Here is a 26,048-nt window from a genome sequence, read left to right as displayed (position 1 = left end):
TGCGACGACGAAATCTTTTAGCCGAGGCGAGGCCGGGGGGCAATGGGCCAAATGGTCCCCAACCGAATTGTCATACCGGGAGGTTCTGAATTGTCATCCCGACGACCAACGAGAGGAGGGATCTCATCCTGGAACGGCTTTTCAGAATCGGCACTGCCGGTCCAGGATGAGATTCCTCGCATGCGCTCGGAATGACGGGGGATCAGGCCGACAGCAGCCGCTCGACCTCGGGCAGGGCCTCGGGCGTTCCCACGTGGTACCACCTGCCGTCGTGGACCAGCCCGAACAGGCGTCTGGCCGCCGCCGCCCGGTCGTAGAGGACGTTGAGCGAGAACTTGCCCTCGGGCGCGCCCTCGAACAGGCGGTGGTGCAGTACCTGCACGCCGGAGAACAGGGTGGGCGCCGAAGGGGCTTCGCCCCGGCGATGGGGCACGTCGGCTGCGTCGAGGAAGAAGTCGCCCTTGCCCTCGTAGCCGACGGCCGTCTCCACCTTTTGCAGCAGCAGCAGGGCGTCCATGCGGTCCGGGTCCCACATGCGGGCGAGGCGGGTGAGCGCCGGCACGTCGCCATCGGTCCAGATGATGTCGCTGTTGACCACGAAGAACGAGGAATGGCCGAGATGGGGCAGTGCCTTGGCCACCCCGCCGCCGGTCTCCAGCAGGTCCGGCTCGTGGGAGATGGTGATGCCGCCCCTTCCCGCCAGATGCTCGGCCACCTTGTCGGCCAGCCAGTGGGTGTTGACCACGATCTCGTCGATGCCGGCGCGCTCCACATGGTCCAGTGCCCGGTCCAGCATGGTGCGTCCGGCGACATTGACCAGCGGCTTCGGCGTAGTCAGCGTGATGGGCCGCATACGCAGGCCGAGACCCGCCGCCAGAACCATGGCGTGGGTGATGTGAGCGCTCATGGGGCGGGCACTCCGCGCGTCTCCGTGGGGATGTGGCGGTCCAGCCACCGGGTCAGCTCGGCCAGCACCGGATGCTTGCAGGCCCCTTCCAGCAGGCGCCAGACGCGGGGAATGTGGACCAGATAGGAGGGCTTGCCGTCGCGCCGGCACAGGCGGGTGAAGATGCCGATCACCTTGGCGTGGCGGCTTGCGGCCATCACCGCCCACGACGCCTCGAACACGGCGCGGTCGATGTGGGGGAAACGCTTGAGGAAGCGGCCCTTCATGATCTCGATCATCACCGGGTCGATGTCGCGGCGCGCATCTTCCAGCAGGCTCATCAGGTCGTAGGTCATGGGCCCGATCACCGCGTCCTGGAAGTCCAGCAACCCGCAGGCGGCAAGGCCCTTGCGGTCCAGCAGCATCAGGTTGTCCACATGGAAGTCGCGCAGCACCAATGTGTCGGGGACCATGCGGGCGACGGGGAGCAGGCGCTGCCAGATCTCCACGTATTCGGCCCGCGCGCCCGCCTCGGTTTCCTTGCCGGCCATGGCGGGCATGTACCAGTCGGTCAGCAGGCAGGCCTCGGTCAGCAGGCGCTCGTCGTCATAGGGCGGCGTGCCGGCCAGTACCGCATCGGGCCTGGCCGCGATCTCGGCCAGCACGTCGGTGGCCAGGGCGTAGAGTGCCGCCTCGTCGTGATCGGCGTCCAGCAGGCGGGTATAGGTGGCGTCGCCCAGGTCTTCCAGCAGCAGCAGGCCGTTCTCCTCGTCAACGCTCAGCAGATCGGGGGCGGAGAGGCCCAGCGCCTTCAGGTGCCGGGCGATGCGCACGAAGGGTCGCACGTCCTCCTTGGGCGGCGGGGCGTCCATCAGCACGGCGGGCTCGGTGCCGCGCAGCAGACGGTCGTAATGGCGGAAGCTGGCGTCGCCGGCCAGCTTTCCGCGCTTGGCCGTGCCCCAACCGGCCTTGGTCAGGAAGGAGCGGATCAGGTCCTCGCGGTCACTCATGCAGGAAATCTCCAAGGCGCTCGGCCCAGGGGCCAAAGGCGGTGAGCGTGGCGTGGCGGCCCAGCCCGGCCTCGCCCTGTTGCAGCGAAACGTCCAGGCGCTTGCGCGGCAGATGCGGCCCCAGCCGGTCCGGCCATTCGATCAGGCTGATACCCTCGGCGAAGGCCTCCTCGATGTCCAGTTCCAGGGCGTCGTCGGGCTTGTCCAGGCGGTAGAGGTCGAAATGCCAGACCAGCCCCGCTTCGGTCTCGTATTGCTGCACCAGGGTGAAGGTGGGGCTGGGCACCTCCTCGTCGTCGTCGGTGAGCGCCCGGATCAGGGCGCGGGCGAGCGTGCTCTTGCCGGTGCCCAGCGTGCCCGAAAGCGCGATGACGTCGCCGGGGCGGACCAGGGCGGCCAGCCGGCGGCCCAGCGCCATGGTGTCGGCCTCGGTGGGGAGATCGAAGGAGATGACGAGGCTCATGCCTTGGCCCTCGGATGGGCGTCCCGGTAGACGCGGGTGAGACGGGCGGCATCCACCTCGGTATAGCGCTGGGTGGTGGACAGCGAGGAATGGCCCAGCAATTCCTGGATGGTCCGCAAATCCCCGCCGCCGGCCAGCAGGTGGGTGGCGAAGGAGTGGCGCAGGGCGTGCGGCGTGGCGGTGTCGGGCAGGCCCATCAGCAGGCGAAGGCGGCGCATCTGCCGCTGCACCACGCCGGGATTGAGCGGGCCGCCGCGGGCGCCCAGGAACAGCGGCATGTCGGCATCGGCGGGATAGGGCAGGCGCTTCAGGTAATCGGCGATGGCGTCCCGGACCACCGGCAGGACGGGCACGACGCGCTGCTTGTTGCCCTTGCCGGTGATGACCATGGTGTCGCCGCGGGGCAGGTCGCGGCGCAAGAGCGACAGGGCTTCGCCCAGGCGCAGCCCGGCGCCGTAGAGCAGGGTGAACAGAGCCACGTCGCGGGCCGCCAGCCAGGGCTCGTCATGCAACTCGCCGGCGCTGGCCAGGGCCTCCAGCGCCTCGTCGGGGGCGAGCGGCTTGGGCACCGACTTGGGCGGGCGGGGCGACTTCACCGCCGTGATGGCCGGGTTGTGGACCAGCCCGTGGCGGTCGAGGAACTTGAAGAAGCCGCGCAGCGTGCTCATCAGCCGGGCCAGGGACGAACGCCCCAGCCCGTCATCGGTGCGCCGCGCCAGAAAGGCGCGAAAATCCCCCGCCCCCAGACCGTTCAGGGCGGCCAGATCGGGCTCGGCCCCCAGATGCCCGGTCAGGAAGGTCAGAAAGGCGGCAAGGTCGCGGCCATAGCCGTCCAGCGTATGGCCGGACGCCCGCTTTTCCGCCCCCAGCCATTGCTTCCACGACTCCACCGCGCGGGCGAGGTCGGCCTTGGCCGCGAAATGGATGGGGGTCGGCGGCATGGCCCGTGTGGATTACGGCGCGGGGATCAGTGCGGTCCACAAGGGATCGCTGCCGTACATGTTCTGCCCCTCGGTCCCCCGCTTGCAGGCCCAGAACAGCAGAATCAGGCCGCCGATCAGCGGAATCAGGATGATCAGGACCCACCAGCCCGACTTGTCCAGATCGTGCAGCCGGCGGACCGACACCGCCAGTGCGGGCACGAACAGGGCGATGGTCAGGACCAAGGGCAGCACCGCCAGCACGCCGAGGGAGGCGCCGGCGATCACTCCGGAAATCAGGTTAAGGATGAGCATGAACAGGGTGAAGTACCAGTATTCCGAACGGGATGCCCGGCCCTGGAAGGTGGCGTACTTGCCGATACAGGTCTTAACCGCGGTCATGAAATCCATGCCATCCCCCATTCGCTGGAACGCTACCCCACGAAACGTCGTACCGAGCCCTCGACCACGCGGGCCAGGAAGGTGATCAGTTCGGTGGCCTGGCCGGCATGGAAGGTGCGCCCAAAGCGCGAGCCCAGCGCCATGGCGCCTTCGGGCGAGCGCCCGCCCGGCGACAGGCGGACCACGGCCGAGGATTGCACCAGACCGGCGCCGCCGGCGAACAGAGCGGGGTCGCCCGGCATCTCCTCGGTCAGCGCGCAGTCGCGGTCGGCGCCGCCCATGATCTGGACGACGGTACCCACCGGCAGGGTAAGGATGCCCGGGGCCATCAGCTCGGGCAGCGCTTCCTCGGTCTTCTCGAAACACAGCGTCGCCACGTCCACGTCCAAAAGCGCCGGCAGGTCGTCGGACACCGCTTCCACCAGCTCGGCCATGTTGTCGGCGCTTAAGATGGACAGCACGGCGCGGTGGGTGCGGGTCTGGATGGACATGTTGGAGCGCGAGGTGTGGATCAGGTGCTCGGCGGCGCCCCGGACCCGCTCCACCTCGTCTCTGAGGCGCTCGATCATGAATACCTGCATGTCCAGCACGCCGTCGTCCTCGGCCCAGCGCGACGGCGGCGACAGCGACAGCAGCAGGTCGGGGTGGCGGACCAGGAAGTCGGGATGGGCCTGCAGGAATGCCATGACCTGCCGTTCGTCGGGCAGCGGCAGATGCAACGCGGCGTCGTCGCGCTTGCGCGCCATGACCAATATTCCTTCCCTGGTTCTCCCTTGTTCCGTAGCTTATGCACGCCATGTCCGCCACTTCAACCCCCTGCCTGTTCAATCCAGGTCATCGCGTCGCCGTGATGCTGCCTCTGCCGCTCGGCGGAGCCTACGATTACGCCGTGGGCTCCGAGCCCCTGCATCCCGGCGATTTCGTCGAGGTGCCGCTGGGCAACCGTCTGGTGACGGGCGTGGTCTGGGGGGCGGGCGATGGCAAGGTGGAGATGGGAAAGCTGCGTCCGGTGGCGCGCCGCCTCGCCGCGCCCCCCCTGCCCGAGGTGACGCGGCGCTTCGTCGATTGGGTGGCGTCCTACACCCTTGCGCCCCCCGGCGCGGTGCTGAAGATGGCCATGAGCGTGCCCTCGGCCCTGGAGCCCGCCGCCCCCCATCTGGCCCTTCGTCTTGCCGCCTCGCCCCCCGACGTCAAGGAGACGCCCGCCCGGCGCAAGGTGATCGAGGCGGCGGGCCGCCTGCCGCCGCTGTCGGCGGCCGACTTGGCCCGCGAGGCCGGGGTGGGGCCGGCGGTGGTCAAGGGGCTGGCCGAGGCGGGCGTGCTGGAAACCGTCGAACTGCCGCCGCCCCGCGCCTTTGCGCCGCCTGATCTTGCCCAGCAGCGCGCCGAACTGTCGCCGGCCCAGCAGGAGGCGGCCGACGCCCTGGTGGACGCTCTGGGGCGCGGTTTTTCTGTGCAGTTGATCGACGGGGTCACCGGCTCGGGCAAGACCGAGGTGTATTTCGAGGCGGTGGCGGCATGCCTGGCGGCCGGCCGCCAGGTGCTGGTGCTGCTGCCCGAGATCGCGCTGTCGGCCCAGTGGCTGGAGCGCTTCCGCAAGCGCTTCGGGGTCAAGCCCGCCCTGTGGCATTCCGACCTGGGCGACGCCACCCGGCGCAAGACCTGGCGGGCGGTGGCCTCGGGCGAGGCCGCCATCGTGGTCGGCGCCCGCTCGGGCCTGTTCCTGCCGTTCCAAAATCTCGGCCTGATCGTGGTGGACGAGGAGCACGACCAGGCCTTCAAGCAGGAGGACCACGTCTGCTACCACGCCCGCGACATGGCGGTGGTCCGCGCCCGGCTGGGGAATTTCCCCGCCATCCTGGCCTCGGCCACGCCGTCGCTGGAAAGCCTCGCCAACGTCCAGGCCGGCCGCTACCAATTGGTGCATCTGCCCGACCGCCATGCCGGAGCGGTGATGCCCGACATCCTCCCGGTGGATCTGCGCCGCCATCCGCCGCCAAGGGGCCGCTGGCTGTCGCCCCGGCTGGTGGAGGCGCTGGAAGAGGTGATGGCGGCGGGCGAGCAGGCCATGCTGTATCTCAACCGCCGGGGCTATGCGCCGCTGACGCTGTGCCGCACCTGCGGCCACCGGCTGCAATGCCCCCATTGCACCGCCTGGCTGGTGGAGCACAGATCGGCGGGGCGGCTGGTCTGCCACCATTGCGGCCACCATATCCGGCTGCCCGAAAAATGCCCGGAATGCGAGGCCGAGGCCAATTTCGCCGCCTGCGGCCCCGGCGTGGAGCGGGTGGCGGAGGAAGCCGCCCTGCTGTTCCCCAACGCCCGCATCGCGGTGATGACCTCGGACACCTGCACCGGCCCCCACGCGGCGGCCGAGTTCGTGCGCCGGGTCTCCGACCACGAGATCGACCTGCTGGTGGGCACCCAGATCGTCGCCAAGGGCTATCACTTCCCCATGCTGACCCTGGTGGGGGTGGTGGATGCCGATCTGGGGCTGGAGGGCGGCGACCTCAGGGCGGGCGAGCGCACCCATCAGCTTTTGTCCCAGGTGGCGGGGCGCGCCGGCCGCGCCGAGCGACCGGGCCGCGTGCTGCTCCAGACCTACCAGCCCGACCATCCGGTGATGCGCGCGCTGCGCTCGGGCGAGCGCGACGCCTTCATCGCGCGGGAAGCCGAACTGCGCCGCGCCGCCGGCATGCCCCCCTATGGCCGCCTCGCCGCCCTGATCCTGTCGGGGCCCGACGTGGGGGTGGTGGAGTCCTACGCCCGCACCCTGGCCAAGGCGGCGCCCCGGGCGGAGGGCGTGCAGGTGCTGGGGCCGGCGCCCGCGCCCATGGCCCTGCTGCGCGGCAGGCATCGCCGCCGCTTCCTGGTGCAAAGCAGCCGGGCGGTGAACCTCCAGGCCCTGCTGCGCGACTGGCTTTCCCGCGCCGCCCCCCCTAAAAGTGTGCGCGTCCAGGTGGACGTCGATCCCTATAGCTTTTCTTGAGCGGCAAGGTATGGCAAAGTTTGCCATATTTCAGCGTCAAGGAGTTCGTCATGGCGACCATGAACGTATCCCTGCCCGATCCCATGCGCGAATGGGTGGATTCCCAAGTCAAGGGCGGTGTTTACGCCAATGCCAGCGACTATGTCCGTGACCTGATCCGCCGTGACCAGCAGCGGCGTCAGGTTCTGGAGGCCGCCATCGCCGAAGGGCTGGATAGCGGCCGCAGCCCGCGCAAGGCCGAAGACATCATGGCCGAGGCAAAGTCCCGCCTCGCCCATGGCTGAATACGTCCTTTCCAACAAGGCCGCCGACGACCTTGGCCGTATCTACGTCTATTCCGCCCAGACCTTCGGCGAGGCGCGGGCGGATGCCTATTTCCTCGGGCTGCGCGATTGCCTGTACTCCCTGGCCGACAACCCCCGCCTGGGCCGTCCGGCGGAGCTTGCCACGGCGGGTCTGCTGCGCCACGAGCATGGCCGGCATATCGTTTTCTACCTGATGGAGACGAGCGGCATCTTCGTCGTCCGCATTCTTCACCGGGGTATGGACGTCCCGCACCATATGGATGCCGAAGACGGCTCGCTTTAAGGATTTTCATGCCCGCTCCCCTTCACGTCCTCAATCATGTCTTCGGCTTTCCCGCCTTCCGCGGCCAGCAGAAGGACGTCATCGACCACGTGGTGGCGGGCGGCGATGCCCTGGTCTTGATGCCGACGGGGGCGGGAAAATCCCTGTGCTATCAGGTGCCGGCGTTGTGCCGCGACGGGGTGGCGGTGGTGGTCTCGCCGCTGATCGCCCTGATGCAGAATCAGGTGGAGGCGTTGAACCAGCTGGGCGTGCGCGCCGCCGCGCTCAACTCCGCCCGCAGTTTCGATGAAGTCCAGGTCATCGAGCGCCGCATGCAGGCCGGCGAGCTGGATCTGGTCTATGTCGCGCCGGAACGCCTGGTGCTGCCCGGCTTCCTCTCCCTGCTGGACCAGTGCCGCATCGCCCTGTTCGCCATCGACGAGGCCCATTGCGTCTCGCAATGGGGGCATGATTTCCGTCCCGAATATCTGCAACTGGCCCTGCTGCACGAACGCTTTCCGGCCGTGCCGCGCATCGCGCTGACCGCCACCGCCGACGGTCCCACCCGCAGGGACATCGCCGAGCGCCTCAATCTTCAGGACGGGCGGCACTTCGTCGCCGGCTTCGACCGGCCCAACATCCGCTACCGCATCGCGCCCAAGAACAACGCCCGCGAGCAGCTGTTGCGCTTCCTCGAGGCCGAGCACGGCGGGCCGGGGGCTGAATCGGGCATCGTCTACTGCCTATCCCGGGCCAAGGTGGAGGAGATCGCCTCCTGGCTGGCGGGCAAGGGCTATACGGCGCTGCCCTATCATGCCGGGCTCGACCAGTCGGCGCGGGCCGCCAACCAGGAGCGCTTCCTCAGGGAGGAGGGTATCGTCATGGTGGCGACCATCGCCTTCGGCATGGGCATCGACAAGCCCGACGTGCGCTTCGTGGCCCATCTGGACCTGCCCAAGAGCCTGGAGGCCTATTACCAGGAGACGGGGCGCGCCGGGCGCGACGGCCGACCCGCCGACGCCTGGATGGCCTATGGCCTGGAGGACGTGGGCAAGCTGGGCCAGTTCATCGCGTCGAGCCAGGCCTCGGAAGGCCAGAAGCGCATCGAGTGGGCCAAGCTCAACGCTCTGCTCGGCCTGTGCGAGACCGCCCGCTGCCGCCGCCAGGTGCTGCTGGAGTATTTCGGCGAGACGGGTGCCGCGCCTTGCGGCAATTGCGACACCTGCCTGGAGCCGGTGGCCACCTATGACGGCACCGAGCAGGCGCGCAAGGCCCTGTCCTGCGTCTATCGCACCGGCGAAAGCTTCGGGGCCGGTCACGTCATCGACGTGCTGCTGGGCAAGGACAACGACAAGATCCGCCGCTTCGGCCACGAGCGCCTCAGCACCTACGGCATCGGCACCGAACTGCCGGCCGAGCAATGGCGCTCGGTGCTCCGCCAACTGGTGGCCGCCGGCATGCTGGCCATCGACACCGAGGGCCACGGCGCCTTCAAGCTGACCGAGGCCTGCCGCCCGCTGCTGCGCGGCGAAATCCGCATCGATCTGCGCCGCGATCCCTTGCCGGCCAAGGGCAGGTCCAAGACGGTTTCGGCCAAGAAAGCAGCCGCGTCGCTGACCGATCCCGCCGACGAGGCCCTGTTCCAGCATCTGCGGGCCGAGCGTCAGGCCCTGGCCAAGGCGCAAGGGGTGCCGCCCTACGTCATCTGGCACGATTCCACCCTGGTGGACATCGCCCGGCGTCGTCCCCGCCGCGCGGACCAACTGGACGGCATCGCCGGCCTGGGCGAGGCCAAGCGCGAGCGCTACGGCCAGATCCTGCTGGACGCGGTGGCCGCCTTCGAGGCGCAATAGCCTGTCTGTCATCCCGAGCGTCTGCGAGGGATCTCCGCATGACACGGCTTCGCCGAATCATATCCGCCGGAGCAGGATGAGATCCCTCCTCCCGGTGGTCGTCGGGATGACAAAACGAGGCGTTGTTTCCGCTTCAGCTCGGAATGGGAGCCCCGGATTATCGCTGCCGCGGAACGGTCAGGAAAAAAATGTGGGAGGCGGGTAGGTCCTCCCACCCGGCCTCCCACCCCCATTTCGGCGCGCAGCCTTGCGTTCGGCTTGATGAGGATAATTGCCTCTCCTCCCCCGAATGGGCAGGAGTCGTCTTGCAACGCAAAACCCGATGTGCTAGTTAACCGACGCGCCGACAGGGGGGCTATTCCTGCAGGCGCCAGAATTATGTTGCCTTTCAATAGGTTACGGCTGCCGGTTCGACCCTATCCAAGGACTTGCCCAGGTGCCTTCCGAAACTATTGGCGTGATCGCCGACCGCTATGCCACCGCTCTCTTCGAGTTGGCCGATTCTTCCGGCTCCCTCGACCAGGTGGCTGGCGACCTCAAGACGCTCCAGGCCATGCTGCGCGAAAGCGCTGACCTGCGCCGGGTCGTCGACAGCCCCGTTCTCAGCCGCGAGCAGCAGGGAGCGGCGATTTCCGCCGTTGCCAAGGCCGCCGGTTTCTCGGAGCTGACCTCCAAGTTTCTCGGGCTGGCGGCCAAGAACCGCCGGCTGTTCACCCTCTCGGGGGTGATCGCTTCCTATCTCGGCCGGTTGGCGGCCCGTCGTGGCGAAAAGTCCGCGACGGTGGCTTCCGCCGTGGCTCTCACGCCGGCCCAGCAAGACGCCCTCACCACCGCCCTCAAGGCGGCCTTCGGCGGCAATGTCGCCGTCGACGTCAAGGTTGATCCCAGCTTGCTGGGCGGCCTGGTGGTTCAGGTCGGTTCCCGCATGGTTGACAGCTCGCTGAAGACGAAGCTGCAGCATCTCAAGCTCGCTATGAAAGGGGTTGGATAATGGAAATCCGCGCCGCGGAAATCTCCGCAATCCTCAAGCAACAGATCGCCACCTTCGGGACCGAGGCGGAAGTTGCCGAGGTCGGTCAGGTGCTGTCTGTCGGTGACGGTATCGCCCGCGTGCACGGCCTCGACAAGGTCCAGGCCGGCGAGATGGTCGAATTCCCCGGCGGCATCAAGGGTATGGCGCTGAACCTCGAGACCGACAACGTCGGTATCGTGATTTTCGGCGACGACCGCAACATCAAGGAAGGCGACGTCGTCAAGCGGACCGGCTCCATCGTGGACGTTCCGGTCGGCAAGGGCCTGCTGGGCCGCGTCGTGGACGCGCTGGGCAATCCCATCGACGGCAAGGGCCCCATCGAGGCGACCTCCCGCCAGCGCGTGGACGTCAAGGCCCCGGGCATCATTCCGCGTAAGTCGGTGCACGAGCCCATGTCCACCGGCATCAAGGCCGTGGACGCCCTGATCCCCGTCGGCCGCGGCCAGCGCGAGCTGGTCATCGGTGACCGCCAGACCGGCAAGACCGCCATCCTGGTCGACACCATCATCAACCAGAAGCGCTGGCACGACGCCAACGACGAGAAGGCGAAGCTGTTCTGCATCTACGTCGCCGTCGGTCAGAAGCGCTCCACCGTCGCCCAGATCGTCAAGACCCTGACCGATTACGGCGCCATGGACTACACCATCGTGGTGGCCGCGACCGCGTCGGAGCCCGCTCCGCTGCAGTTCATCGCGCCTTACGCCGGCTGCACCATGGGCGAGTACTTCCGCGACAACGGCATGCACGCCCTGATCATTTATGATGATCTCTCGAAGCAGGCCGTCGCCTACCGTCAGATGTCGCTGCTGCTCCGCCGTCCGCCGGGCCGCGAAGCCTATCCGGGCGACGTGTTCTACCTGCACTCGCGCCTGCTCGAGCGCGCCGCCAAGATGGGCGACGCCGCCGGTGCCGGCTCGCTGACCGCCCTGCCGGTCATCGAGACCCAGGCCAACGACGTGTCCGCCTACATCCCCACCAACGTGATCTCGATCACCGACGGCCAGATCTTCCTGGAAACCGAACTGTTCTATAAGGGCATCCGCCCCGCCGTGAACGTCGGTCTGTCGGTGTCGCGCGTCGGCTCCGCCGCCCAGATCAAGGCGATGAAGCAGGTTGCGGGCTCGATCAAGCTGGAACTGGCCCAGTATCGTGAAATGGCTGCCTTCGCGCAGTTCGCTTCCGACCTGGACCCGGCCACCCAGAAGCTGCTGAACCGCGGCGCGCGTCTGACCGAACTGCTGAAGCAGCCCCAGTTCTCCCCCATGCCCACCGAAGAGGAAGTCATTTCCATCTACGCCGGCGTGAAGGGCTATCTGGACAAGATCGAGGTGCGCCAGGTCGGCCGCTTCGAATCGTCGCTGCTCGCCGAGATCCGCTCGAAGGCCCCGGAGATCCTCTCCACCATCGCCTCCGAGAAGCAGATCAGCGCCCAGACCGAAGAGAAGCTCAAGGCGTTCCTCGACTCGTTCGCCAAGACCTTCGCTTAATCGCCCCTTGGGAGTGTAGGTTATGCCGAGCCTCAAGGACCTAAGGCTGAAGATCGTAAGCGTCAAATCGACGCGTAAGATCACCTCGGCCATGAAGATGGTCGCCGCATCCAAGCTCCGCCGCGCGCAAACCGCGGCGGAGGCGGCGCGCCCCTTCGCCGAGCGCATGGAGCGCATGCTGGGCACCCTGGCCGCCTCGCTGGCTGGCCAGTCGGGCGCGCCCCGCATGATCTCCGGCACCGGAAGCGACAAGGTGCACCTGATCGTGGCGGTCACCGCCGATCGCGGTCTGTGCGGTGGCTTCAACTCGTCCATCGTCCGCGCCACCAAGGCGATGGCCGCCGACCTGCTGAAGCAGGGCAAGACCATCAAGATCATGCCGGTGGGCCGCAAGGCCCGCGAGCAGCTGCGCCGCGACTACGGCCAGTACATGATCGAAGGCTTCGAGAACCTGGGCCGCAAGGGCATCGTGTTCGCCGAGGCCGATCAGGTCGCGTCGAAGGTCTCCGCCATGTTCGACGGCGAAGAGTTCGATGTCTGCACCGTGGTCTACAACAAGTTCAAGTCGGCCATCTCGCAGGAAGTGACCCGCCAGCAGGTGATTCCCTTCCCGGTGCCCGAACAGGCCGCCAAGTCCGATGCCGGACCCAAGGCCATCTACGAGTTCGAGCCCGGCGAGGAGGAAATCCTGGCCGAGATCCTGCCGCGCAATCTGGCTACCCAGATGTTCCGCGCCTTGCTGGAAAGCCAGGCTTCGGAGCAGGGCGCGCGCATGACCGCGATGGACAACGCGACTCGCAACGCGGGCGAAATGATCAATGCCTTGGCGATCAAGTACAACCGGTCGCGCCAGGCCCAGATCACCAAGGAACTGATCGAAATCATCTCCGGCGCCGAAGCGCTGTGACGGAAGACTAGGAGCACACCATGGCAAACAAGAACGTCGGCACGATCACCCAGGTCCTGGGCGCCGTCGTGGACGTGCGCTTCGACGGCCAGCTGCCGGCCATCCTCAGCGCGCTTCACCTGGATCATCAGGGCAAGAAGCTGGTTCTCGAAGTCGCTCAGCATCTGGGCGAGTCCACCGTGCGTACCATCGCCATGGACTCCACGGACGGCCTGACCCGCGGCACCGAAGTGGTGGACACCGGCGCCGCCATCCAGATGCCCGTCGGCCCCGAGACCCTGGGCCGCATCATCAACGTGATCGGCGAGCCCATCGACGAGCGCGGCCCCATCGGCAACAAGTCGACCCTGCCGATTCATGCCGACGCCCCGGACTTCGTGGACCAGTCCACCGAGACCGAGATCCTGGTCACCGGCATCAAGGTCATCGACCTGCTGGCTCCGTACTGCAAGGGCGGCAAGATCGGCCTGTTCGGCGGCGCCGGCGTGGGCAAGACCGTGCTGATCATGGAGCTGATCAACAACATCGCGAAGGCGCACGGCGGTTACTCCGTGTTCGCCGGCGTCGGTGAGCGTACCCGCGAAGGCAACGACCTCTATCACGAAATGATCGAGTCGGGCGTCATCAAGCTGGACGGCCCGGGTTCCAAGGTGGCCCTGGTGTACGGCCAGATGAACGAGCCCCCGGGTGCCCGTGCCCGCGTCGCCCTGTCGGGCCTGACCGTCGCCGAGTACTTCCGCGACGTGGAAGGCCAGGATGTGCTGTTCTTCGTGGACAACATCTTCCGCTTCACCCAGGCCGGCTCGGAAGTGTCCGCGCTGCTGGGCCGCATCCCCTCCGCGGTGGGTTACCAGCCGACCCTGGCCACCGACATGGGCGCCCTGCAGGAGCGCATCACCTCGACCAAGAAGGGCTCGATCACCTCGGTGCAGGCCATTTACGTGCCGGCCGACGATCTCACCGACCCGGCTCCGGCCACGTCGTTTGCCCACCTGGACGCCACCACCGTGCTGAATCGTCAGATCGCCGAGCTGGGCATCTACCCGGCCGTGGATCCGCTCGACTCCACGTCCCGCGTTCTCGACCCCCGCGTCGTCGGTGCCGACCACTACCAGACCGCCCGCGACGTGCAGCGCATCCTGCAGACCTACAAGTCGCTCCAGGACATCATCGCCATCCTGGGCATGGACGAGCTGTCGGAAGAGGACAAGCTGGTCGTGTCGCGCGCCCGTAAGATCCAGCGCTTCCTGTCCCAGCCCTTCCACGTGGCCGAAGTCTTCACCGGCTCGCCGGGCAAGCTGGTGGCTCTGGAAGACACCATCAAGGGCTTCAAGGCGCTGTGCGCCGGCGAGTACGATCACCTGCCCGAGGCTGCCTTCTACATGGTCGGCGGCATCGACGAGGTGATCGAGAAGGCCAAGAAGATGGCCGCCGAAGCGGCCTAAGGCTTTCGGGAATAATTAGGGGCGGGCGCCCGCGGGTGCCCGCCGCTAAAAAGTTAAAGGAATCGCGGCATGGCCGAGAAGATTCAGTTCGAATTGGTGTCCCCGGCGAAGCTTCTGGTTTCGTCCAAGGTGGACATGGTCGTGGTGCCCGGCGGCGAAGGCGACTTCGGTGCCCTGGCGCTGCACGCCCCGATGATCACCACCGTGCGTCCGGGTGTCATCGACATCCATGACGGCGGCAAGGTCTCGTCCTCCATCTTCGTGGCCGGCGGTTTCGCCGAGGTCAACGAGGAGCGCATCACCGTGCTGGCCGAGGAAGCCATTCCGGTGGCCGAGCTGACCGCCGAGATGGCCGAGGCCCGCAAGAAGGCCGCCAAGGAAGCCCTGGAGAACGCCGGCAACGAGCGTGACAAGGCTCAGGCACAGCGTCTGGCCCTGATCGCCGAGGCCATGGTCGCCGCGGTGGCCTGAACGGGGTATCCGGATTTTCGAAAGGGCCGTCCCCTAGCGGGGCGGCCCTTTTGTCTTGAAAATCCGCCCCTATCTCCCAGAATGGAATACTTCAAGGGGAGCGGGGGCTCATGGATTTCGGCGGCAGATGGTGCGTGGACGACATCGGCTGGGATCGGTTTGATCCCGGACTGGTGGATTCCGATCTTCTGATGGTGGTCAAGGCCGCCGCCATGGTCGAGCGCAATGCCGCCGATTACACCCTCTATCTCGGCCGGGTGTTCCGCGACGATCCCGATTTCGTCAAGCTTCTGGGGCAATGGCGCGATGACGAGATCCGCCACGGCGAAAGCCTGGGGCGCTACGCCGAGCTTGCCGATCCCGGTTATGATTTTTCCGTCCGGTTTCGCCGCTTCGCCGACGGCTACCGCATTCCGGTCGAGGCGGAAGCGTCGGTGCGCGGTTCGGCCACGGGCGAATTGCTGGCCCGCTGCATCGTCGAGACGGGGACCTCGTCCTTCTATTCGGCCGTCCGGGACGCCAGCCGCGAGCCCGTCCTGCGCGAATTGTGCCACCGCATCGCCGGCGACGAGTTCCGGCACTACAAGCTGTTCTACGACGCCATGCGCCAAACCATGACCCGCCACCGCCTGCCGCTGTGGCGCCGGGTCATGGTGGCGGTGGGGCGGATCAGGGAGAGCGACGACGACGAACTGGCCTTCGCCTGGCATGCGGCCAACGAACCGGACGGCATGGCCTATGATCGGGCGCGCTGCAATGCGGCGTATGGCTCGCGCGCCTATGCGCTTTATGGCAAGGTGCATGCCGAGCGGGCGGCGAGTATGGTCGTCAAGGCGGTCGGGCTGGACCCCAAGGGCTGGCTGGGGCGCCGCGCATGCGACTTCGCTTGGGGCAAGATGCGGCAGCGCTCGCGGCAGGCGGGCATTGTGGGGGAGTGCGAGACGTCATGAGCGGCAACGCATTGTGGCAATACCGGTGGAGCGATGAGTTCGCCCTGGGCGATTCACTCGTGGACGGCCAGCACCGCGCTTTTTTCGAGGAGGCCGCCGCCTTGCGCGCCGCCCTGGCCTCGGACGAGCCCAAGGACGAGATCGTGGCCTATTGCTCGACCTTCATCGCCAATCTGCGGGCCCATTTCGCCGACGAGGAACGCCTGATGCAGCGCATCGGCTTTCCCGCCCTGGCCATCCATCGCCAGGAGCACGAGCGCCTTCTCGCCCGCACCGAGGAGGTGGTCGCCGAGATTCACGCCGCCGATTGCCTGATCGACTGCCTGCTGGGTGTCCATTCCCTGATGGAGGCCCTGGTGGAGCACGTCACCAACCAGGACATGCGGATCAAGACCTTCATGCCGCGGCAATGCGCATGACCCGTCTCCTCTCCGCCCTGATCCTGGCGCTGGCCGCGGCCGGCCACTCCGTCCTCGCCGCCGAGCCGCCGCCCCGCAACGTCGCCGAGGTCGCCTCGGCCACCTTCGTGCGGGGCTGTGCCGCCCATGTGGGGGCACTGGACAAATTGCGGGAGAAGATGCAGCCGGGCGGGGAACTCTACCTCCCCCGTTTGCCCGATCAGGCGGCCCGGCCCTTCCTGCAGGGCCGGCAGGGCGAGGCCTATATCCGCGATGAGGCGGGCGTCACCCTGGCCATCGTTCCCGCCGACGAGCAATGCGCCGTTTTCGTTCGCCGGGTATCGTCGTCCGCGCTCAACGCCCAGGTGGAAAAGGACCTGAAGACGGCGGTGGGGCGCTATTTCACCGTCCAGGCCGGAGGGCGCGAGACCAAGGGCCCGCTGACGTCGCGCTTCATCGATCTGGTCCCCACCGCCTCCTACCGTGACGAGCTGGTCGGCCGGCATGGCGGCGAGCCGTCCGGATTGCGGGTGATCGTCACCACCTCGGAAAGCGCCAACCCCGATCTTCAGGCCATCATCACCATCGGACTGAGGCAGCCATGAGACGTGCCGCCCTCGCCCTGCTTCTCGCCCTGTTCACCCTGCCGGCCGCCGCCCAGCCCCCGGGCGGCCTCGCAATCCGCGACGAGACGTCACGGCTGGCGGTGGCGGTGCTGGGACGCATCTGCGTTCTCAACGTGGGGGATTTCAACGCCATCAATACCGCCGCCTCGCCCACCGGCGAGTTCGGCTTCGCCGACGTCGCCCCCGACGTGGCCGAGAGCTTCCTCAAGGGACGGAGCGGCGTCGTTCGCGTGCTGCGCCGCCCCGGCCTGGGCGCCGTGACCCTGGTGGCGGGACGCGACGGTATCTGCACCGTGTGGTCGGAATACGGCGATTCCTCCTCGCTGCAGCGCCATCTGCTGGCCATGGTGGAGCGGGGCGGGCTCAAGGGTGGGGCGCAATTGCTGGCGCTGGACGCCCGCGACGAGGCCGGCAGCCTGATCGCCGACTATTATCTGATGCCGTCCGATTGGTTCGCCCGCGACTTGGGCCGCCGCTTCGCCGAGGATGGCAGCCAGCCGCTGGCCCTGGTCACCTCGGTTTCGTCACCCGGCCGCCGACCCATGGAAGCCATGCTGTCGGTCAGCCGGATCATGAAGAAGTAGCGACGCCTACCGGCACTTGGAGAAATCGGGCGCCCGCTTTTCCTTGAAGGCGGAGACTGCTTCGGTCAGGGCTTCGCCCTTCAGGCACTGGTCGAACACCTTGGACTCGCGCGAAAGGCGATCCATGATCGGCTCGGCCGGGGTCTTCATCAGCGCCTTGATCTCGCGCAGGATGGCGCGCGGCTTGGCGGCCAGCTTGCGGGCGGCGGCCATGGCGGTCTCCTCCAGATCCTCGCCCGGCACCACGCCGTTGATCAGGCCGATGGCCTCGGCGGTTTCCACCCCGAACGGCTCGCCCAGCATCAGCATCTCGGCGGCGCGGCGATGCCCGGCCAGCAGCGGCATGGTCTGGCTGGACCCGGCCTCCGGCACGATGCCGAGATTGATGAACGGCATGTGGAAGCGGGTGCCCGGCGCGGCATAGACCAGATCGCAATGGGGCAGCAGGGTCGAGCCGATGCCGATGGCCGCGCCCCGGACCGCCGCCACCACCGGCTTCTTCGCCCCGGCCACGGCGCGGATGAAGCGGTCGGCCACCGACCCGGTCAGCGCTTCCCAGGAGAGGAAGTCGGGCAGGTCGTTGCCGGCCGAGAAATCATTCTGGCTGCCGAGAATCAGGAAGACCGCCACCTCGTCGTCGGCCTCGCCCTTGGCGAAGGCCTCGGCCAGGGCGGCGTACATCTCGCCGATCAGGGCGTTCTTCTTGTCCGGGCGGTTCATGCGAACCACCTGAACGCCGCTTTCCACGTGGCTCAACACCAGCTCGCTCATTCCGGCATCTCCTTGCGTATTTAACTTAAGGAGAAGCTGGCACGAGGAGCCGGCGTGGGCAAGTCCTTACCGCGTGGTGCGGTCCAGCAGGTAGACGATGGAGCGGTAGGGCAATTCGGCGTGGTCGGCCAGGCCGATCTCGCAGGTGCGGTTGGAGGAATAGCCGGCCTCGCAGTCCTTCGGCACCTGGGGGGCGAGATGGCGGAGCGCATGGTCGTTGAGTTCCGGATTGGTGAAGCCCTTGTCGCCGGCGAAGCCGCAGCAGCCGACACCGTCCGGCGTCACCACCTGGGAGGCGCAGGCCTTGGCCAGTCCCACCATCTTGTCGTCCAGGCCCATCTTGCGCGCACCGCAATTGACGTGGACCAGCACCGACTGGGCCTGCTTGGCGGGCGAGAGGCGGGGCAGCACGGCATCGTGCAGGAACTCCACCGAGTCCAGCACCGTGAGCCGCTCGCCCAGATAGGTCTTCATGCGCCAGGCGCAGGCCGAGGCGTCCATGACGATGGGCAGCCGGCCGTGCTCGCTGGCCTGGAACAGGGCGGCCTCCAGTTCGGCGGCCTTGGCATCGGCGGTGGCGGCAAGGCCCTTGCTCTCGAAGGCCTGGCCGCAGCACAGATTGTCCAGCCCGTCGGGCATCACCACGCCGAAACCGGCGCGTTGAAGCACCCGGGTCATGACGGTGGGCAGCGAATCCTTTTCCGGGTCGCCGGCGGCGGGCCCCATGGACCGGGCGGCGCAGGTGGGGAAGTACACCACCCGCTCGCCCACCTGGGCGTTGACCGGGGGCGTGAAGGCGGCGTTGGTGGGCAGGTGTTCTCCCACCTTCGGCGTGCGTCCACCCGACAGCTTGCGCAAGCCATTGGCCATGGCGGCCATGGCGCCGGTTCCCGCCACCTTGGAAACCAGTCCGGCGGCGCCCAGGCCGAAGCGGGTGGCGGCCAGCGCCGCGCCGTAATGCCGGGCGGTCCACTGGCCCACGGCATGGGCGCCGGAACCCAGGCGGCGGCCGCGCAAGCTCTTGGTCAGCTTGCCGGTCTCGATGCCCACCGGGCAGGCGGTGGCGCACAGCCCGCAGGCGGCGCAGGTGTCGATGCCCTGGTAGTCGTAGAGACGGCGAAGCTCGTCGGCGTTCTCGTTGGCCGCGGCGCGCCGGGAAATCTCGCGCCACGAGGTGATGCGCTGGCGGGGGCTCAGGGTCAGGCCGTGGCTGGGGCACATGCGCTCGCAGAAGCCGCACTCGATGCAGGTGTCGACCAGAGCGTCGGCGGCGGGCAGCGGCTTCAGGTTGGCGAGGTGGGCGCGCGGGTCTTTGTCCAGCAGCACGCCGGGATTGAGCAGGCCTTCCGGGTCGAGCAGATGCTTGATGTCCCACATCAGTTGGGTGGCCTCGGCCCCCCATTCCATCTCGACGAAGGGGGCCATGTTGCGCCCCGTGCCGTGTTCGGCCTTCAGGGAGCCGTCATACTTGGCCACCACCAGTTCGGCCACCTCGTCCATGAAGCGGGCGTAGCGGTCCACCTCTTCCTTGATGCCGAAATCCTGGGTGAAGACGAAGTGCAGGTTGCCGTCCAGGGCATGGCCGAAAATGATGGCCTCGTCATAGCCGTGCTTGCGGCACAGATGCTCGAGATCCACCGTGGCGGCGGCCAGCGATTCGATGGGGAAGGCCACGTCCTCGATGATCACCGTGGTGCCCACCTTGCGCACCGCGCCCACTGCCGGGAACAGGCCCTTGCGGATTTTCCACAGCTTGCCGTACTCGGCCGGGTCGTTGGTGAATTCCGCCGGGAACAGAGTGGTGAAGGACGACAGCACCCGGTTGATCTCGGCCAGATTGGCGGCCAGGGCGTCGGCGGTCTCTCCCCGCGCCTCGACCAGCAGGGCGGTGACGCCCTCGGCCAGGCCGCGGATCTGGCCCGGCATGCCGGGCTTGTTCTCGACCGAGCGAAGTGAGGCGCGGTCCATCAGTTCGACGGCGGAGACCGGGGTCTTCTTCAACGCCGCCACGGCGCGGCAGGCTTCCGCGATGTCGGGGAACAGCAGCAGGGCGCTGGCCTTGTGGGCGTGCTCGGCCACCGTGCGGTAGGTGATCTCGGCGATGAAGCCCAGCGTGCCTTCCGAGCCGATCATCAGATGGGTGAGGATGTCGAGCGGGTCGGTGAAGTCCACCAGGGCGTTGAGCGAATAGCCGGTGGTGTTCTTGATGGCGAACTTCTTGCGGATGCGGTCATGCAGCGCCTGATCGCCCCGCACCCGCCGGCCCATCCCGTCGAGCCGGGACAGCAGGTCGGCGTGGCTGGCGCGGAAGGCGGCGACGCTGTCCTCGTTGCCGGTGTCCACCAGGGTGCCGTCGGCCAGGACCAGACGCATGGACAACAGCGTCTTATAGGAATTGTCCGAGGTGCCGCAGCACATGCCGCTGGCGTTGTTGGCGGCGATGCCGCCGATCTTGCACGAGTCGATGCTGGCCGGATCGGGGCCGATCTTGCGGGCGAAGGCGGCCAGGCGGCGGTTGGCGTCGGCGCCGATGACGCCGGGCTGCAGGCGGATGCGCCTGCCCTCGTCCTCGACCACGGCCTGGGTCCAGCCGGTGCCTAGGATCATCAGCACGGAATCGCTCACCGCCTGGCCCGACAGCGAGGTGCCGGCGGCGCGGAAGGTGACCGGAGCGTTGTGGCGGCGGCAGGCGGCCAGCAGGCCCCTGACCTCGTCCTCGTCCCTGACCTCGGCCACCACCTGGGGCACCAGGCGGTAGAAGCTGGCGTCGGTGCCATAGGCCAGACGGCGCAGGGGATCGGTGATCAGCCGGCTCACCGGCATCACGCCGGCGAGGTCCTGGAGCAGGGCGGAATAGTCGGGGGCAGGCGAATTGCGGCTCACGGAGACTCACTCCCGATCAGCAGGACGATCAGTTCCTTCGGCCCATGGACGCCATAGGCCAGGGTCTGCTCGATGTCGGCGGTCTTGGAAGGGCCGGACACCAGCACGGCGTTGGTGGGCATGCCATTGGCCCAGCCCTGGACCCGGATGGTCTCCGCCAGGGAATCGGTGAGGGCGGATTCTTCCACCAGGGCCACGTGGATGGGGGGCAGCAGGCTCATCAGCCGGGGCTCGTCCGAGGTGGGCCACAGCACCAGCGACCCGGTATGGGCGATGCCGCCCCGGGTGGTGGTGAAGCCGGCGTCGGCCCTGGAGACCAGCACCTCCTTGAACTCCTCCACCGGACGGTCATAGGCCACCAGGGCGGGGCCGCCCTCGCCCCAGGACTGGGCCAGCCGCTGTCCGGCGTCGGTGGCGGGGGCGTAGACCATGGAGCCCACGCCCTTGTTGGCCAGGATGGATTTCAGCCGTTCGGGCCAGTCGGCGGCGGTTACCTCGTGCACATCGGCGTGGGACGCCTCCAGCATGGCCTTGAACTTGGCCTTGCGGGCAGCGGCGTCATAGGCGGGCGGCGTCCAGTCGGGGCGCAGGGGCGCTGCGGATTTGGGCGCGGCCTTCAGGCGGGCGAGGATACGCTCACGCGGGCTATTCATCACAGAACCCCTTCTCGCGGGCCAGTTCGTGCAGGCTCTTGGGAGCGAATTTCGGTTTGGTGCGGACCGAGGTCCATTGCTTCAGCATGGGGGCGGACGACGGCATCAGATTGCCGAACCAGCCGAGCATCTTTGTGCCGATGCGGTAGATGAGCGGCGAGCCGTACAGCAGCGTCCAGCCCTTCCAGCCCATTGTCTCGGAGGAGCTGGCCATGGAGCCCGCCCCCTTGACCGCGCCGGGGGCGGCGGGCCGCACCGATTCGGTGCGCAGCCGCACCAGCAGGTCGGGAATGGGGATCTGCACCGGACAGACGTCGGCGCAGGCGCGGCAGAGCGTCGAGGCGTGCGGCTGGTCGCCGGCACAGTCGATGCCTTCCAGCTGCGGCGTCAGCAGCTTTCCGATGGGGCCGGGATAGGTGAAGGTGTAGGTATGGCCGCCGACACGGGTATAGACCGGGCAATGGTTCATGCAGGCGGCGCAGCGGATGCACCGGAGCGTGTCGCGCAGTTCCGTGTCGCCGTGGACGCGCGACCGCCCGTTGTCCAGCAGCACCAGATGCACCGCCTTCGGCCCGTCCTTCTCGCCGTCCTTTCGGGGCGACGAGATCATGTTGACGTAGGTGGTGATGGGCTGGCCGGTGGCCGAGCGGGGCAGCAGGGATAAGAGCGGCGGCACGTCGTCGAGCTTTTCCAAGACCTTCTCGATGCCGGTAACCGCGATGTGCAAGGGCGGCAGCGTGGTGGACAGCCGCCCGTTGCCCTCGTTCTCGATCAAGACCAGGGTGCCGGTCTCGGCCACCGCGAAATTGACGCCCGAGATGCCGGCGTCGGCGCCGGCGAAGGCGCCGCGCAGGGCCTTGCGGGCGGCGGCGGTCAGCTCGTCCACGTTCTCGGTATAGGGCTGGCCCTCGATCTTGTCGTGGAACAGTTCGGCGATCTCGCCCTTGTTCTTGTGGATGCAGGGCATGACGATGTGGCTGGGGGCCTCGCCCGCCAGCTGGATGATGTACTCGCCCAGGTCGGATTCCACCGGGGTGATGCCGTTCTTTTCCAGATGGGCGTTGAGGTGCATCTCCTCGGTGACCATGGACTTGCCCTTGATCACCGTCCTGGCGCCCGCCGCCTCGAGGATGCCCAGCACGATGGCGTTGGCCTCGGCGGTGGTTTCGGCCCAATGCACATGGATGCCGTTTCGCAGGCAGTTGGCCTCCAATTGCTCCAACAGTTCGGGCAGCTTGGCCAGGGCATTGGCGCGGATCGCGGCGCCTCGGGCGCGCAAGGACGTCCACTCGCCGGTATCGGCGAACTGGGCGGCCCTTTTCGTCATCAGCCCGTCCATGGCGCGGCGGAAATTGGCGCGCAGCTTGGGGTCGTTGAGCGCCACATGGGCCTTGGCGCCGAACTCCATCTTGTGGGCGTCAGCGACCATGGCAGCGCTCCAGGATGAATTCGGCGATGTGGCGGCCCTTGAAGCCCTTCTTACTCTTCTCGGCGGCGCCGGTGATGTTCATCAGGCAGCCGCAATCGCCCGAGACCACGGAAGTGGCGCCGGTTTCCTCGATGGAGGCCACCTTGTCGGCGACCATGGCCGCCGAGATCTCGGCCTGGCGCACCGCAAAGGCGCCGCCGAAGCCGCAGCATTCCTTCTCGCGCGGGTTCTCCACCAGGGTGACGTTGGAAAGCTGGCGCAGCAGGGCCTTGGGCTGCTCCACCACGCCCGCTTCGCGCTGGGAGTGGCACGAGGGGTGCCAGGTGATGGTCACAGGCTGGCCCTTGTCCACCAGCGTGACGCCCAGCACGTCCACCAGGAATTCGGTCAGCTCGAACACCCGCTGGGAGAAGGCCACCGCGCGGGCATGGTCGGGGGTGCCCTCGAACATCTCGGGGTAATGGGTCTTCATCATGCCGGCGCAGGACCCCGAGGGCACCACGATGGGGCGGTCGCCGGGAAAGGCGTCCAGTTGCAGGCGGGCCACGGCGCGGGCCTCGTCCTGGTAGCCGTTGTTGCGGGCCGGCTGGCCGCAGCAGGTCTGCTCAGGGGGGAACACCACCTTGAGGCCCTCGCGCTTCAAAAGCTCCATCCCGGCCAGTCCGGCTTCGGGGTAGAACAGGTCGATCAGGCAGGTTCCGAAGAAGTAGACGCTTTCCGGGCGGGGCTGCTTGGGCATGGGCGTTCCACCAAATGTTGCTTGGCCAGGGGCGAGCCCCGGCACCACCATGGTTACAGCATTCTTACCAAGCGCGTAAAGTGGTAAAATTATTTTGCCAAAATTATCGGGCGGTATCCCGCGATCTTCCGATCAGGTCCGACCCCGCCCGGCGGCGCAACGCCACGTCGCGGCGCGAATTGGCGAACTGGGCCTCGCGCAGGGCTTCCTCGGTGGAGTTGATGTGGGCTTCGGCCATGGTGCGGGCCACTTCCGGATTGCCCGAGGCGATGGCCTGCCAGATGGCCTGGTGCTGGCGCAGGAAGGCGTCGCGGACGCCGCGGCGGCGGTAGAGGTCGATGCGGTCGTAGAACACGCCCACCTTCAGCATGTCGAACACCCGGCGCATCACCTGGGCCATCACCAGATTGTGGGCGGCCTCGTAGATGGCCAAGTGGAACTCGGCGTCGGCCGCCGCCTCCTGGGCGGGATCGTCCAGGGCGTGGGCCTTTTCCATGGCGTCCAGGCAGGTCCGGATGCGGGCCAGATCCTCGTCCGAGGCTCGCTCGGCGGCCAGGGCGGCGGCGTTGCCGGCCATCACCCGGCGGAATTCGAAATAGTCGAAGACCGTCTCGGGGTGCGCCTGCAGCAGGCGGGCCAGCGGGTCGGCGGCGGGTTGCTCGGCGGCGGCATTGGGGGCGGCGTGAATCATGTCATCAGGATAGGACGGGGGAGGGGTATAGCCAACCATGGATTTTTGGCATGGCAACTTTTCCATTTACAGCGGATGACAAAGTGAGTTATCCACCGTCATCATCTGGTCAAATTTTGTTACCACGATTCAAGAAACGTTCAACGCCAACACCTCGCCGGCATCCGGGCGGATGCACGGTCGAACCTTCGGGGAGGTACCATGCAAGCCTGGATGCAAGTTTATGACCCGGCCGGGAATCTGTGGCTGTCGTCACTGATCGCCGCCATTCCGATCATCTTCTTCTTCATCGCGCTGGCGATTTTGAAGATGAAGGGCCATGTGGCGGGTACCATCACGGTGCTGCTGTCCATCGCGGTCGCCATCGTGTTCTACAAGATGCCGGTCGCCTCGGCCCTGATGGCCGGCGTCCAGGGCTTCCTGTTCGGGTTGTGGCCCATCGCCTGGATCATCATCGGCGCCGTGTTCCTGTATAAGGTCACGGTCAAGACCGGCCAGTTCGAGATCATCCGCTCCTCGGTGGTGTCCATCACCGCCGACCAGCGCCTGCAGATGCTGATGATCGGCTTCTCGTTCGGCGCCTTCCTCGAGGGCGCGGCGGGCTTCGGCGCGCCGGTGGCCATCACCGCCGCCCTGCTGGTGGGGTTGGGCTTCAACCCGCTCTATGCCGCCGGTCTGTGCCTGATCGCCAACACCGCGCCGGTGGCCTTCGGCGCCATGGGCATTCCGATCATCGTCGCCGGCCAGGTCTCGGGCCTCGACCCCTTCAAGATCGGCGCCATGGCCGGCCGCCAGCTGCCGCTGCTGGCCGTGTTCGTGCCCTTCTGGATCGTGTTCATCATGGACGGCTTCAAGGGCGTCCGCGAGACCTGGCCCGCCATCCTGGTGGCCGGCGGCTCGTTCGCCTTCGGCGTGTGGTTCACCTCCAACTACATCGGGCCGGAGCTGCCCGACATCACCTCGGCGCTGATCAGCCTGGTGTGCATCACCGTGTTCCTCAAGTTCTGGCAGCCCAAGAACATCTTCCGCTTCAAGGCCGAGGGCGAGGAGGAGAAGCACTCCCACGACTATACCGCCGGCCAGGTGGCCAAGGCCTGGGCGCCGTTCCTGGTGCTGACCGCCGTGGTCACCGTGTGGAGCCTCAAGCCCTTCAAGGCCATGTTCGCCAAGGGCGGCGATCTGGTCTTCACCAACATCAACTGGGAAGTGCCCTTCCTGCACAACCTGGTGTCCAAGGTGCCGCCCATCGTCGCCGCCGCCAAGGCCGTGCCGGCCGTCTACACCCTGAACCTGCTGTCGGCCACCGGCACCGCCATCCTGATCTCGGCCATCATCACCATCATCTTCCTGGGGATGAAGGGCTCGGAGGGCCTGAAGACCTTCGGCGAGACCCTGAACGAGCTGAAGCGTCCCATCTACACCATCGGTACGGTGTTGGCCTTCGCCTACGTGGCCAATGCCTCGGGCCTGTCCACCACCCTGGCCCTGCTGCTGACCGGCGCCGGCGACATCTATCCGTTCTTCTCGCCGGTGCTGGGTTGGCTGGGCGTGTTCCTCACGGGTTCGGACACCTCGTCCAACGCCCTGTTCGGCGCGCTGCAGGCCACCACCGCCAAGCAACTGGGGGTCAGCGACATCCTGATGGTCGCCGCCAACACCACCGGCGGCGTCACCGGCAAGATGATCTCGCCCCAGTCCATCGCGGTGGCCTGTGCCGCCGTGGGCCTGGTGGGTCACGAATCGAGCCTGTTCCGCTTCACCTTGAAGCACAGCATCTTCTTCGTCGCCATCATCGGCGTGATCACCACGCTCCAGGCCTATGTCTTCACCTGGATGATTCCGTAACACCAGTACCGGCGAGCCGGAAATCCGGCTCGCCGTAAGTCCCTCA

26 protein-coding genes are annotated in these 26,048 nt (G+C 67.3%); 14 read left to right on the top strand and 12 right to left on the bottom strand.

Features of this window, described 5'->3' with window-relative positions:
- Nucleotides 1-202 precede the first annotated feature (202 nt).
- Genes WV31_RS04420 through WV31_RS04395 form a run of 6 tightly spaced genes read right to left on the bottom strand, consistent with a single transcriptional unit; the run spans nt 203 to nt 4,427 of the window.
- Entirely contained in the window at nt 203-907 is a 705-nt protein-coding gene (locus WV31_RS04420; RefSeq protein WP_085372447.1) for a nucleotidyltransferase family protein, read from the bottom strand.
- Nucleotides 904-1,896, bottom strand: a complete 993-nt coding sequence (locus WV31_RS04415) for an aminoglycoside phosphotransferase family protein (RefSeq protein ID WP_085372446.1) — start codon at nt 1,894-1,896, stop codon at nt 904-906. Before WV31_RS04415 ends, WV31_RS04420 begins: the two co-directional genes overlap by 4 nt.
- The gene (gene tsaE, locus WV31_RS04410; protein ID WP_085372445.1) at nt 1,889-2,359 is read right to left on the bottom strand and encodes a tRNA (adenosine(37)-N6)-threonylcarbamoyltransferase complex ATPase subunit type 1 TsaE; all 471 of its coding nucleotides are present in this window, start codon (nt 2,357-2,359) and stop codon (nt 1,889-1,891) included. The genes WV31_RS04415 and tsaE overlap by 8 nt, the downstream gene beginning before the upstream one ends.
- Nucleotides 2,356-3,300: a tyrosine recombinase XerC gene (locus WV31_RS04405; RefSeq protein ID WP_085372444.1), complete on the bottom strand. Its 945-nt coding sequence runs from the start codon at nt 3,298-3,300 to the stop codon at nt 2,356-2,358. The genes tsaE and WV31_RS04405 overlap by 4 nt, the downstream gene beginning before the upstream one ends.
- 12 nt (nt 3,301-3,312) lie before the next feature.
- Entirely contained in the window at nt 3,313-3,681 is a 369-nt protein-coding gene (locus tag WV31_RS04400) for a DUF805 domain-containing protein (RefSeq protein ID WP_237051485.1), read from the bottom strand.
- Between the two features lie 32 nt (nt 3,682-3,713).
- Nucleotides 3,714-4,427 (bottom strand): DUF484 family protein, encoded by a 714-nt coding sequence (locus WV31_RS04395; RefSeq protein ID WP_085372442.1) that lies wholly within the window; start codon nt 4,425-4,427, stop codon nt 3,714-3,716.
- A 50-nt stretch (nt 4,428-4,477) separates the two neighbouring features.
- Here WV31_RS04395 and WV31_RS04390 point away from each other — a divergent pair, with 50 nt between their 5' ends.
- From WV31_RS04390 to WV31_RS04330, 13 genes are all read left to right on the top strand, one after another.
- On the top strand, nt 4,478-6,670 hold the full coding sequence (locus WV31_RS04390) for a primosomal protein N' (protein ID WP_085375456.1): 2,193 nt from the start codon (nt 4,478-4,480) through the stop codon (nt 6,668-6,670).
- Between the two features lie 50 nt (nt 6,671-6,720).
- Nucleotides 6,721-6,954: a type II toxin-antitoxin system ParD family antitoxin gene (locus tag WV31_RS04385; protein ID WP_085375455.1), complete on the top strand. Its 234-nt coding sequence runs from the start codon at nt 6,721-6,723 to the stop codon at nt 6,952-6,954.
- Nucleotides 6,947-7,258: a type II toxin-antitoxin system RelE/ParE family toxin gene (locus WV31_RS04380; protein WP_085372441.1), complete on the top strand. Its 312-nt coding sequence runs from the start codon at nt 6,947-6,949 to the stop codon at nt 7,256-7,258. The genes WV31_RS04385 and WV31_RS04380 overlap by 8 nt, the downstream gene beginning before the upstream one ends.
- An 8-nt stretch (nt 7,259-7,266) precedes the next feature.
- Nucleotides 7,267-9,090: a DNA helicase RecQ gene (recQ, locus tag WV31_RS04375; protein WP_085372440.1), complete on the top strand. Its 1,824-nt coding sequence runs from the start codon at nt 7,267-7,269 to the stop codon at nt 9,088-9,090.
- A 436-nt stretch (nt 9,091-9,526) separates the two neighbouring features.
- Nucleotides 9,527-10,081, top strand: a complete 555-nt coding sequence (locus WV31_RS04370; protein ID WP_085372439.1) for a F0F1 ATP synthase subunit delta — start codon at nt 9,527-9,529, stop codon at nt 10,079-10,081.
- Nucleotides 10,081-11,610 (top strand): F0F1 ATP synthase subunit alpha, encoded by a 1,530-nt coding sequence (gene atpA / locus WV31_RS04365; RefSeq protein WP_085372438.1) that lies wholly within the window; start codon nt 10,081-10,083, stop codon nt 11,608-11,610. Before WV31_RS04370 ends, atpA begins: the two co-directional genes overlap by 1 nt.
- Nucleotides 11,611-11,632: 22 nt before the next feature.
- Nucleotides 11,633-12,517, top strand: coding sequence for a F0F1 ATP synthase subunit gamma (locus WV31_RS04360; protein ID WP_085372437.1), 885 nt, complete (start codon nt 11,633-11,635; stop codon nt 12,515-12,517).
- Between the two features lie 20 nt (nt 12,518-12,537).
- Entirely contained in the window at nt 12,538-13,962 is a 1,425-nt protein-coding gene (atpD, locus tag WV31_RS04355; RefSeq protein WP_085372436.1) for a F0F1 ATP synthase subunit beta, read from the top strand.
- Between the two features lie 69 nt (nt 13,963-14,031).
- Nucleotides 14,032-14,433, top strand: coding sequence for an ATP synthase F1 subunit epsilon (gene atpC, locus WV31_RS04350; protein WP_085372435.1), 402 nt, complete (start codon nt 14,032-14,034; stop codon nt 14,431-14,433).
- 110 nt (nt 14,434-14,543) lie between these two features.
- On the top strand, nt 14,544-15,383 hold the full coding sequence (locus WV31_RS04345; RefSeq protein ID WP_085372434.1) for a ferritin-like domain-containing protein: 840 nt from the start codon (nt 14,544-14,546) through the stop codon (nt 15,381-15,383).
- The gene (locus WV31_RS04340) at nt 15,380-15,802 is read left to right on the top strand and encodes a bacteriohemerythrin (protein ID WP_085372433.1); all 423 of its coding nucleotides are present in this window, start codon (nt 15,380-15,382) and stop codon (nt 15,800-15,802) included. Before WV31_RS04345 ends, WV31_RS04340 begins: the two co-directional genes overlap by 4 nt.
- Nucleotides 15,799-16,386: an NMCC_0638 family (lipo)protein gene (locus WV31_RS04335; protein WP_237051484.1), complete on the top strand. Its 588-nt coding sequence runs from the start codon at nt 15,799-15,801 to the stop codon at nt 16,384-16,386. Before WV31_RS04340 ends, WV31_RS04335 begins: the two co-directional genes overlap by 4 nt.
- A complete protein-coding gene (locus WV31_RS04330) occupies nt 16,383-16,991 on the top strand; it encodes an NMCC_0638 family (lipo)protein (RefSeq protein WP_085372431.1) in 609 nt (202 codons plus the stop codon). The genes WV31_RS04335 and WV31_RS04330 overlap by 4 nt, the downstream gene beginning before the upstream one ends.
- 6 nt (nt 16,992-16,997) lie before the next feature.
- Here WV31_RS04330 and WV31_RS04325 read toward each other — a convergent pair whose 3' ends face one another.
- The 6 genes from WV31_RS04325 to WV31_RS04300 all read right to left on the bottom strand — a co-directional run bounded on the left by WV31_RS04325 (nt 16,998) and on the right by WV31_RS04300 (nt 24,157).
- Nucleotides 16,998-17,762: an enoyl-CoA hydratase-related protein gene (locus WV31_RS04325; RefSeq protein ID WP_085372430.1), complete on the bottom strand. Its 765-nt coding sequence runs from the start codon at nt 17,760-17,762 to the stop codon at nt 16,998-17,000.
- Between the two features lie 66 nt (nt 17,763-17,828).
- Nucleotides 17,829-20,585, bottom strand: a complete 2,757-nt coding sequence (locus tag WV31_RS04320) for an FAD-binding and (Fe-S)-binding domain-containing protein (RefSeq protein WP_085375454.1) — start codon at nt 20,583-20,585, stop codon at nt 17,829-17,831.
- A 56-nt stretch (nt 20,586-20,641) separates the two neighbouring features.
- Nucleotides 20,642-21,298 carry a LutC/YkgG family protein gene (locus WV31_RS04315; RefSeq protein ID WP_145980733.1) on the bottom strand — a complete coding sequence of 219 codons (657 nt, stop codon included), beginning with the start codon at nt 21,296-21,298 and terminating at the stop codon, nt 20,642-20,644.
- Nucleotides 21,291-22,727, bottom strand: coding sequence for a LutB/LldF family L-lactate oxidation iron-sulfur protein (locus WV31_RS04310; protein WP_085372428.1), 1,437 nt, complete (start codon nt 22,725-22,727; stop codon nt 21,291-21,293). Before WV31_RS04310 ends, WV31_RS04315 begins: the two co-directional genes overlap by 8 nt.
- A complete protein-coding gene (locus WV31_RS04305) occupies nt 22,717-23,466 on the bottom strand; it encodes a (Fe-S)-binding protein (protein WP_085372427.1) in 750 nt (249 codons plus the stop codon). The genes WV31_RS04310 and WV31_RS04305 overlap by 11 nt, the downstream gene beginning before the upstream one ends.
- A 103-nt stretch (nt 23,467-23,569) precedes the next feature.
- Entirely contained in the window at nt 23,570-24,157 is a 588-nt protein-coding gene (locus WV31_RS04300) for an FCD domain-containing protein (RefSeq protein ID WP_237051483.1), read from the bottom strand.
- Between the two features lie 201 nt (nt 24,158-24,358).
- On the opposite strand from WV31_RS04300, the gene WV31_RS04295 reads away from it, so the two are divergent.
- Nucleotides 24,359-26,002 (top strand): lactate permease LctP family transporter, encoded by a 1,644-nt coding sequence (locus WV31_RS04295; RefSeq protein ID WP_085372425.1) that lies wholly within the window; start codon nt 24,359-24,361, stop codon nt 26,000-26,002.
- Nucleotides 26,003-26,048 lie beyond the last annotated feature (46 nt).

The organism is Magnetospirillum sp. ME-1, assembly GCF_002105535.1.
Classification (GTDB): Bacteria; Pseudomonadota; Alphaproteobacteria; order Rhodospirillales; family Magnetospirillaceae; genus Phaeospirillum.
Note: the sequence above shows the minus strand (reverse complement) of the source record. Positions and strands in the feature narration are given on the sequence as shown.

What these genes read in the sequence shown, in the direction of transcription:
- WV31_RS04345 (WP_085372434.1), top strand. Translation starts at nt 14,544, where the DNA reads ATGGATTTCGGCGGCAGATGGTGCGTGGACGACATCGGCTGGGATCGG.
- recQ (WP_085372440.1), top strand. Translation starts at nt 7,267, where the DNA reads ATGCCCGCTCCCCTTCACGTCCTCAATCATGTCTTCGGCTTTCCCGCC.
- atpC (WP_085372435.1), top strand. Translation starts at nt 14,032, where the DNA reads ATGGCCGAGAAGATTCAGTTCGAATTGGTGTCCCCGGCGAAGCTTCTG.
- WV31_RS04415 (WP_085372446.1), bottom strand. Translation starts at nt 1,896, where the DNA reads ATGAGTGACCGCGAGGACCTGATCCGCTCCTTCCTGACCAAGGCCGGT.
- WV31_RS04380 (WP_085372441.1), top strand. Translation starts at nt 6,947, where the DNA reads ATGGCTGAATACGTCCTTTCCAACAAGGCCGCCGACGACCTTGGCCGT.
- WV31_RS04420 (WP_085372447.1), bottom strand. Translation starts at nt 907, where the DNA reads ATGAGCGCTCACATCACCCACGCCATGGTTCTGGCGGCGGGTCTCGGC.
- tsaE (WP_085372445.1), bottom strand. Translation starts at nt 2,359, where the DNA reads ATGAGCCTCGTCATCTCCTTCGATCTCCCCACCGAGGCCGACACCATG.
- WV31_RS04390 (WP_085375456.1), top strand. Translation starts at nt 4,478, where the DNA reads ATGTCCGCCACTTCAACCCCCTGCCTGTTCAATCCAGGTCATCGCGTC.
- atpD (WP_085372436.1), top strand. Translation starts at nt 12,538, where the DNA reads ATGGCAAACAAGAACGTCGGCACGATCACCCAGGTCCTGGGCGCCGTC.
- WV31_RS04360 (WP_085372437.1), top strand. Translation starts at nt 11,633, where the DNA reads ATGCCGAGCCTCAAGGACCTAAGGCTGAAGATCGTAAGCGTCAAATCG.
- WV31_RS04325 (WP_085372430.1), bottom strand. Translation starts at nt 17,762, where the DNA reads ATGAGCGAGCTGGTGTTGAGCCACGTGGAAAGCGGCGTTCAGGTGGTT.
- atpA (WP_085372438.1), top strand. Translation starts at nt 10,081, where the DNA reads ATGGAAATCCGCGCCGCGGAAATCTCCGCAATCCTCAAGCAACAGATC.
- WV31_RS04330 (WP_085372431.1), top strand. Translation starts at nt 16,383, where the DNA reads ATGAGACGTGCCGCCCTCGCCCTGCTTCTCGCCCTGTTCACCCTGCCG.
- WV31_RS04305 (WP_085372427.1), bottom strand. Translation starts at nt 23,466, where the DNA reads ATGCCCAAGCAGCCCCGCCCGGAAAGCGTCTACTTCTTCGGAACCTGC.
- WV31_RS04335 (WP_237051484.1), top strand. Translation starts at nt 15,799, where the DNA reads ATGACCCGTCTCCTCTCCGCCCTGATCCTGGCGCTGGCCGCGGCCGGC.
- WV31_RS04315 (WP_145980733.1), bottom strand. Translation starts at nt 21,298, where the DNA reads ATGAATAGCCCGCGTGAGCGTATCCTCGCCCGCCTGAAGGCCGCGCCC.
- WV31_RS04300 (WP_237051483.1), bottom strand. Translation starts at nt 24,157, where the DNA reads ATGATTCACGCCGCCCCCAATGCCGCCGCCGAGCAACCCGCCGCCGAC.
- WV31_RS04400 (WP_237051485.1), bottom strand. Translation starts at nt 3,681, where the DNA reads ATGACCGCGGTTAAGACCTGTATCGGCAAGTACGCCACCTTCCAGGGC.
- WV31_RS04405 (WP_085372444.1), bottom strand. Translation starts at nt 3,300, where the DNA reads ATGCCGCCGACCCCCATCCATTTCGCGGCCAAGGCCGACCTCGCCCGC.
- WV31_RS04320 (WP_085375454.1), bottom strand. Translation starts at nt 20,585, where the DNA reads ATGCCGGTGAGCCGGCTGATCACCGATCCCCTGCGCCGTCTGGCCTAT.
- WV31_RS04310 (WP_085372428.1), bottom strand. Translation starts at nt 22,727, where the DNA reads ATGGTCGCTGACGCCCACAAGATGGAGTTCGGCGCCAAGGCCCATGTG.
- WV31_RS04395 (WP_085372442.1), bottom strand. Translation starts at nt 4,427, where the DNA reads ATGGCGCGCAAGCGCGACGACGCCGCGTTGCATCTGCCGCTGCCCGAC.
- WV31_RS04295 (WP_085372425.1), top strand. Translation starts at nt 24,359, where the DNA reads ATGCAAGCCTGGATGCAAGTTTATGACCCGGCCGGGAATCTGTGGCTG.
- WV31_RS04385 (WP_085375455.1), top strand. Translation starts at nt 6,721, where the DNA reads ATGGCGACCATGAACGTATCCCTGCCCGATCCCATGCGCGAATGGGTG.
- WV31_RS04340 (WP_085372433.1), top strand. Translation starts at nt 15,380, where the DNA reads ATGAGCGGCAACGCATTGTGGCAATACCGGTGGAGCGATGAGTTCGCC.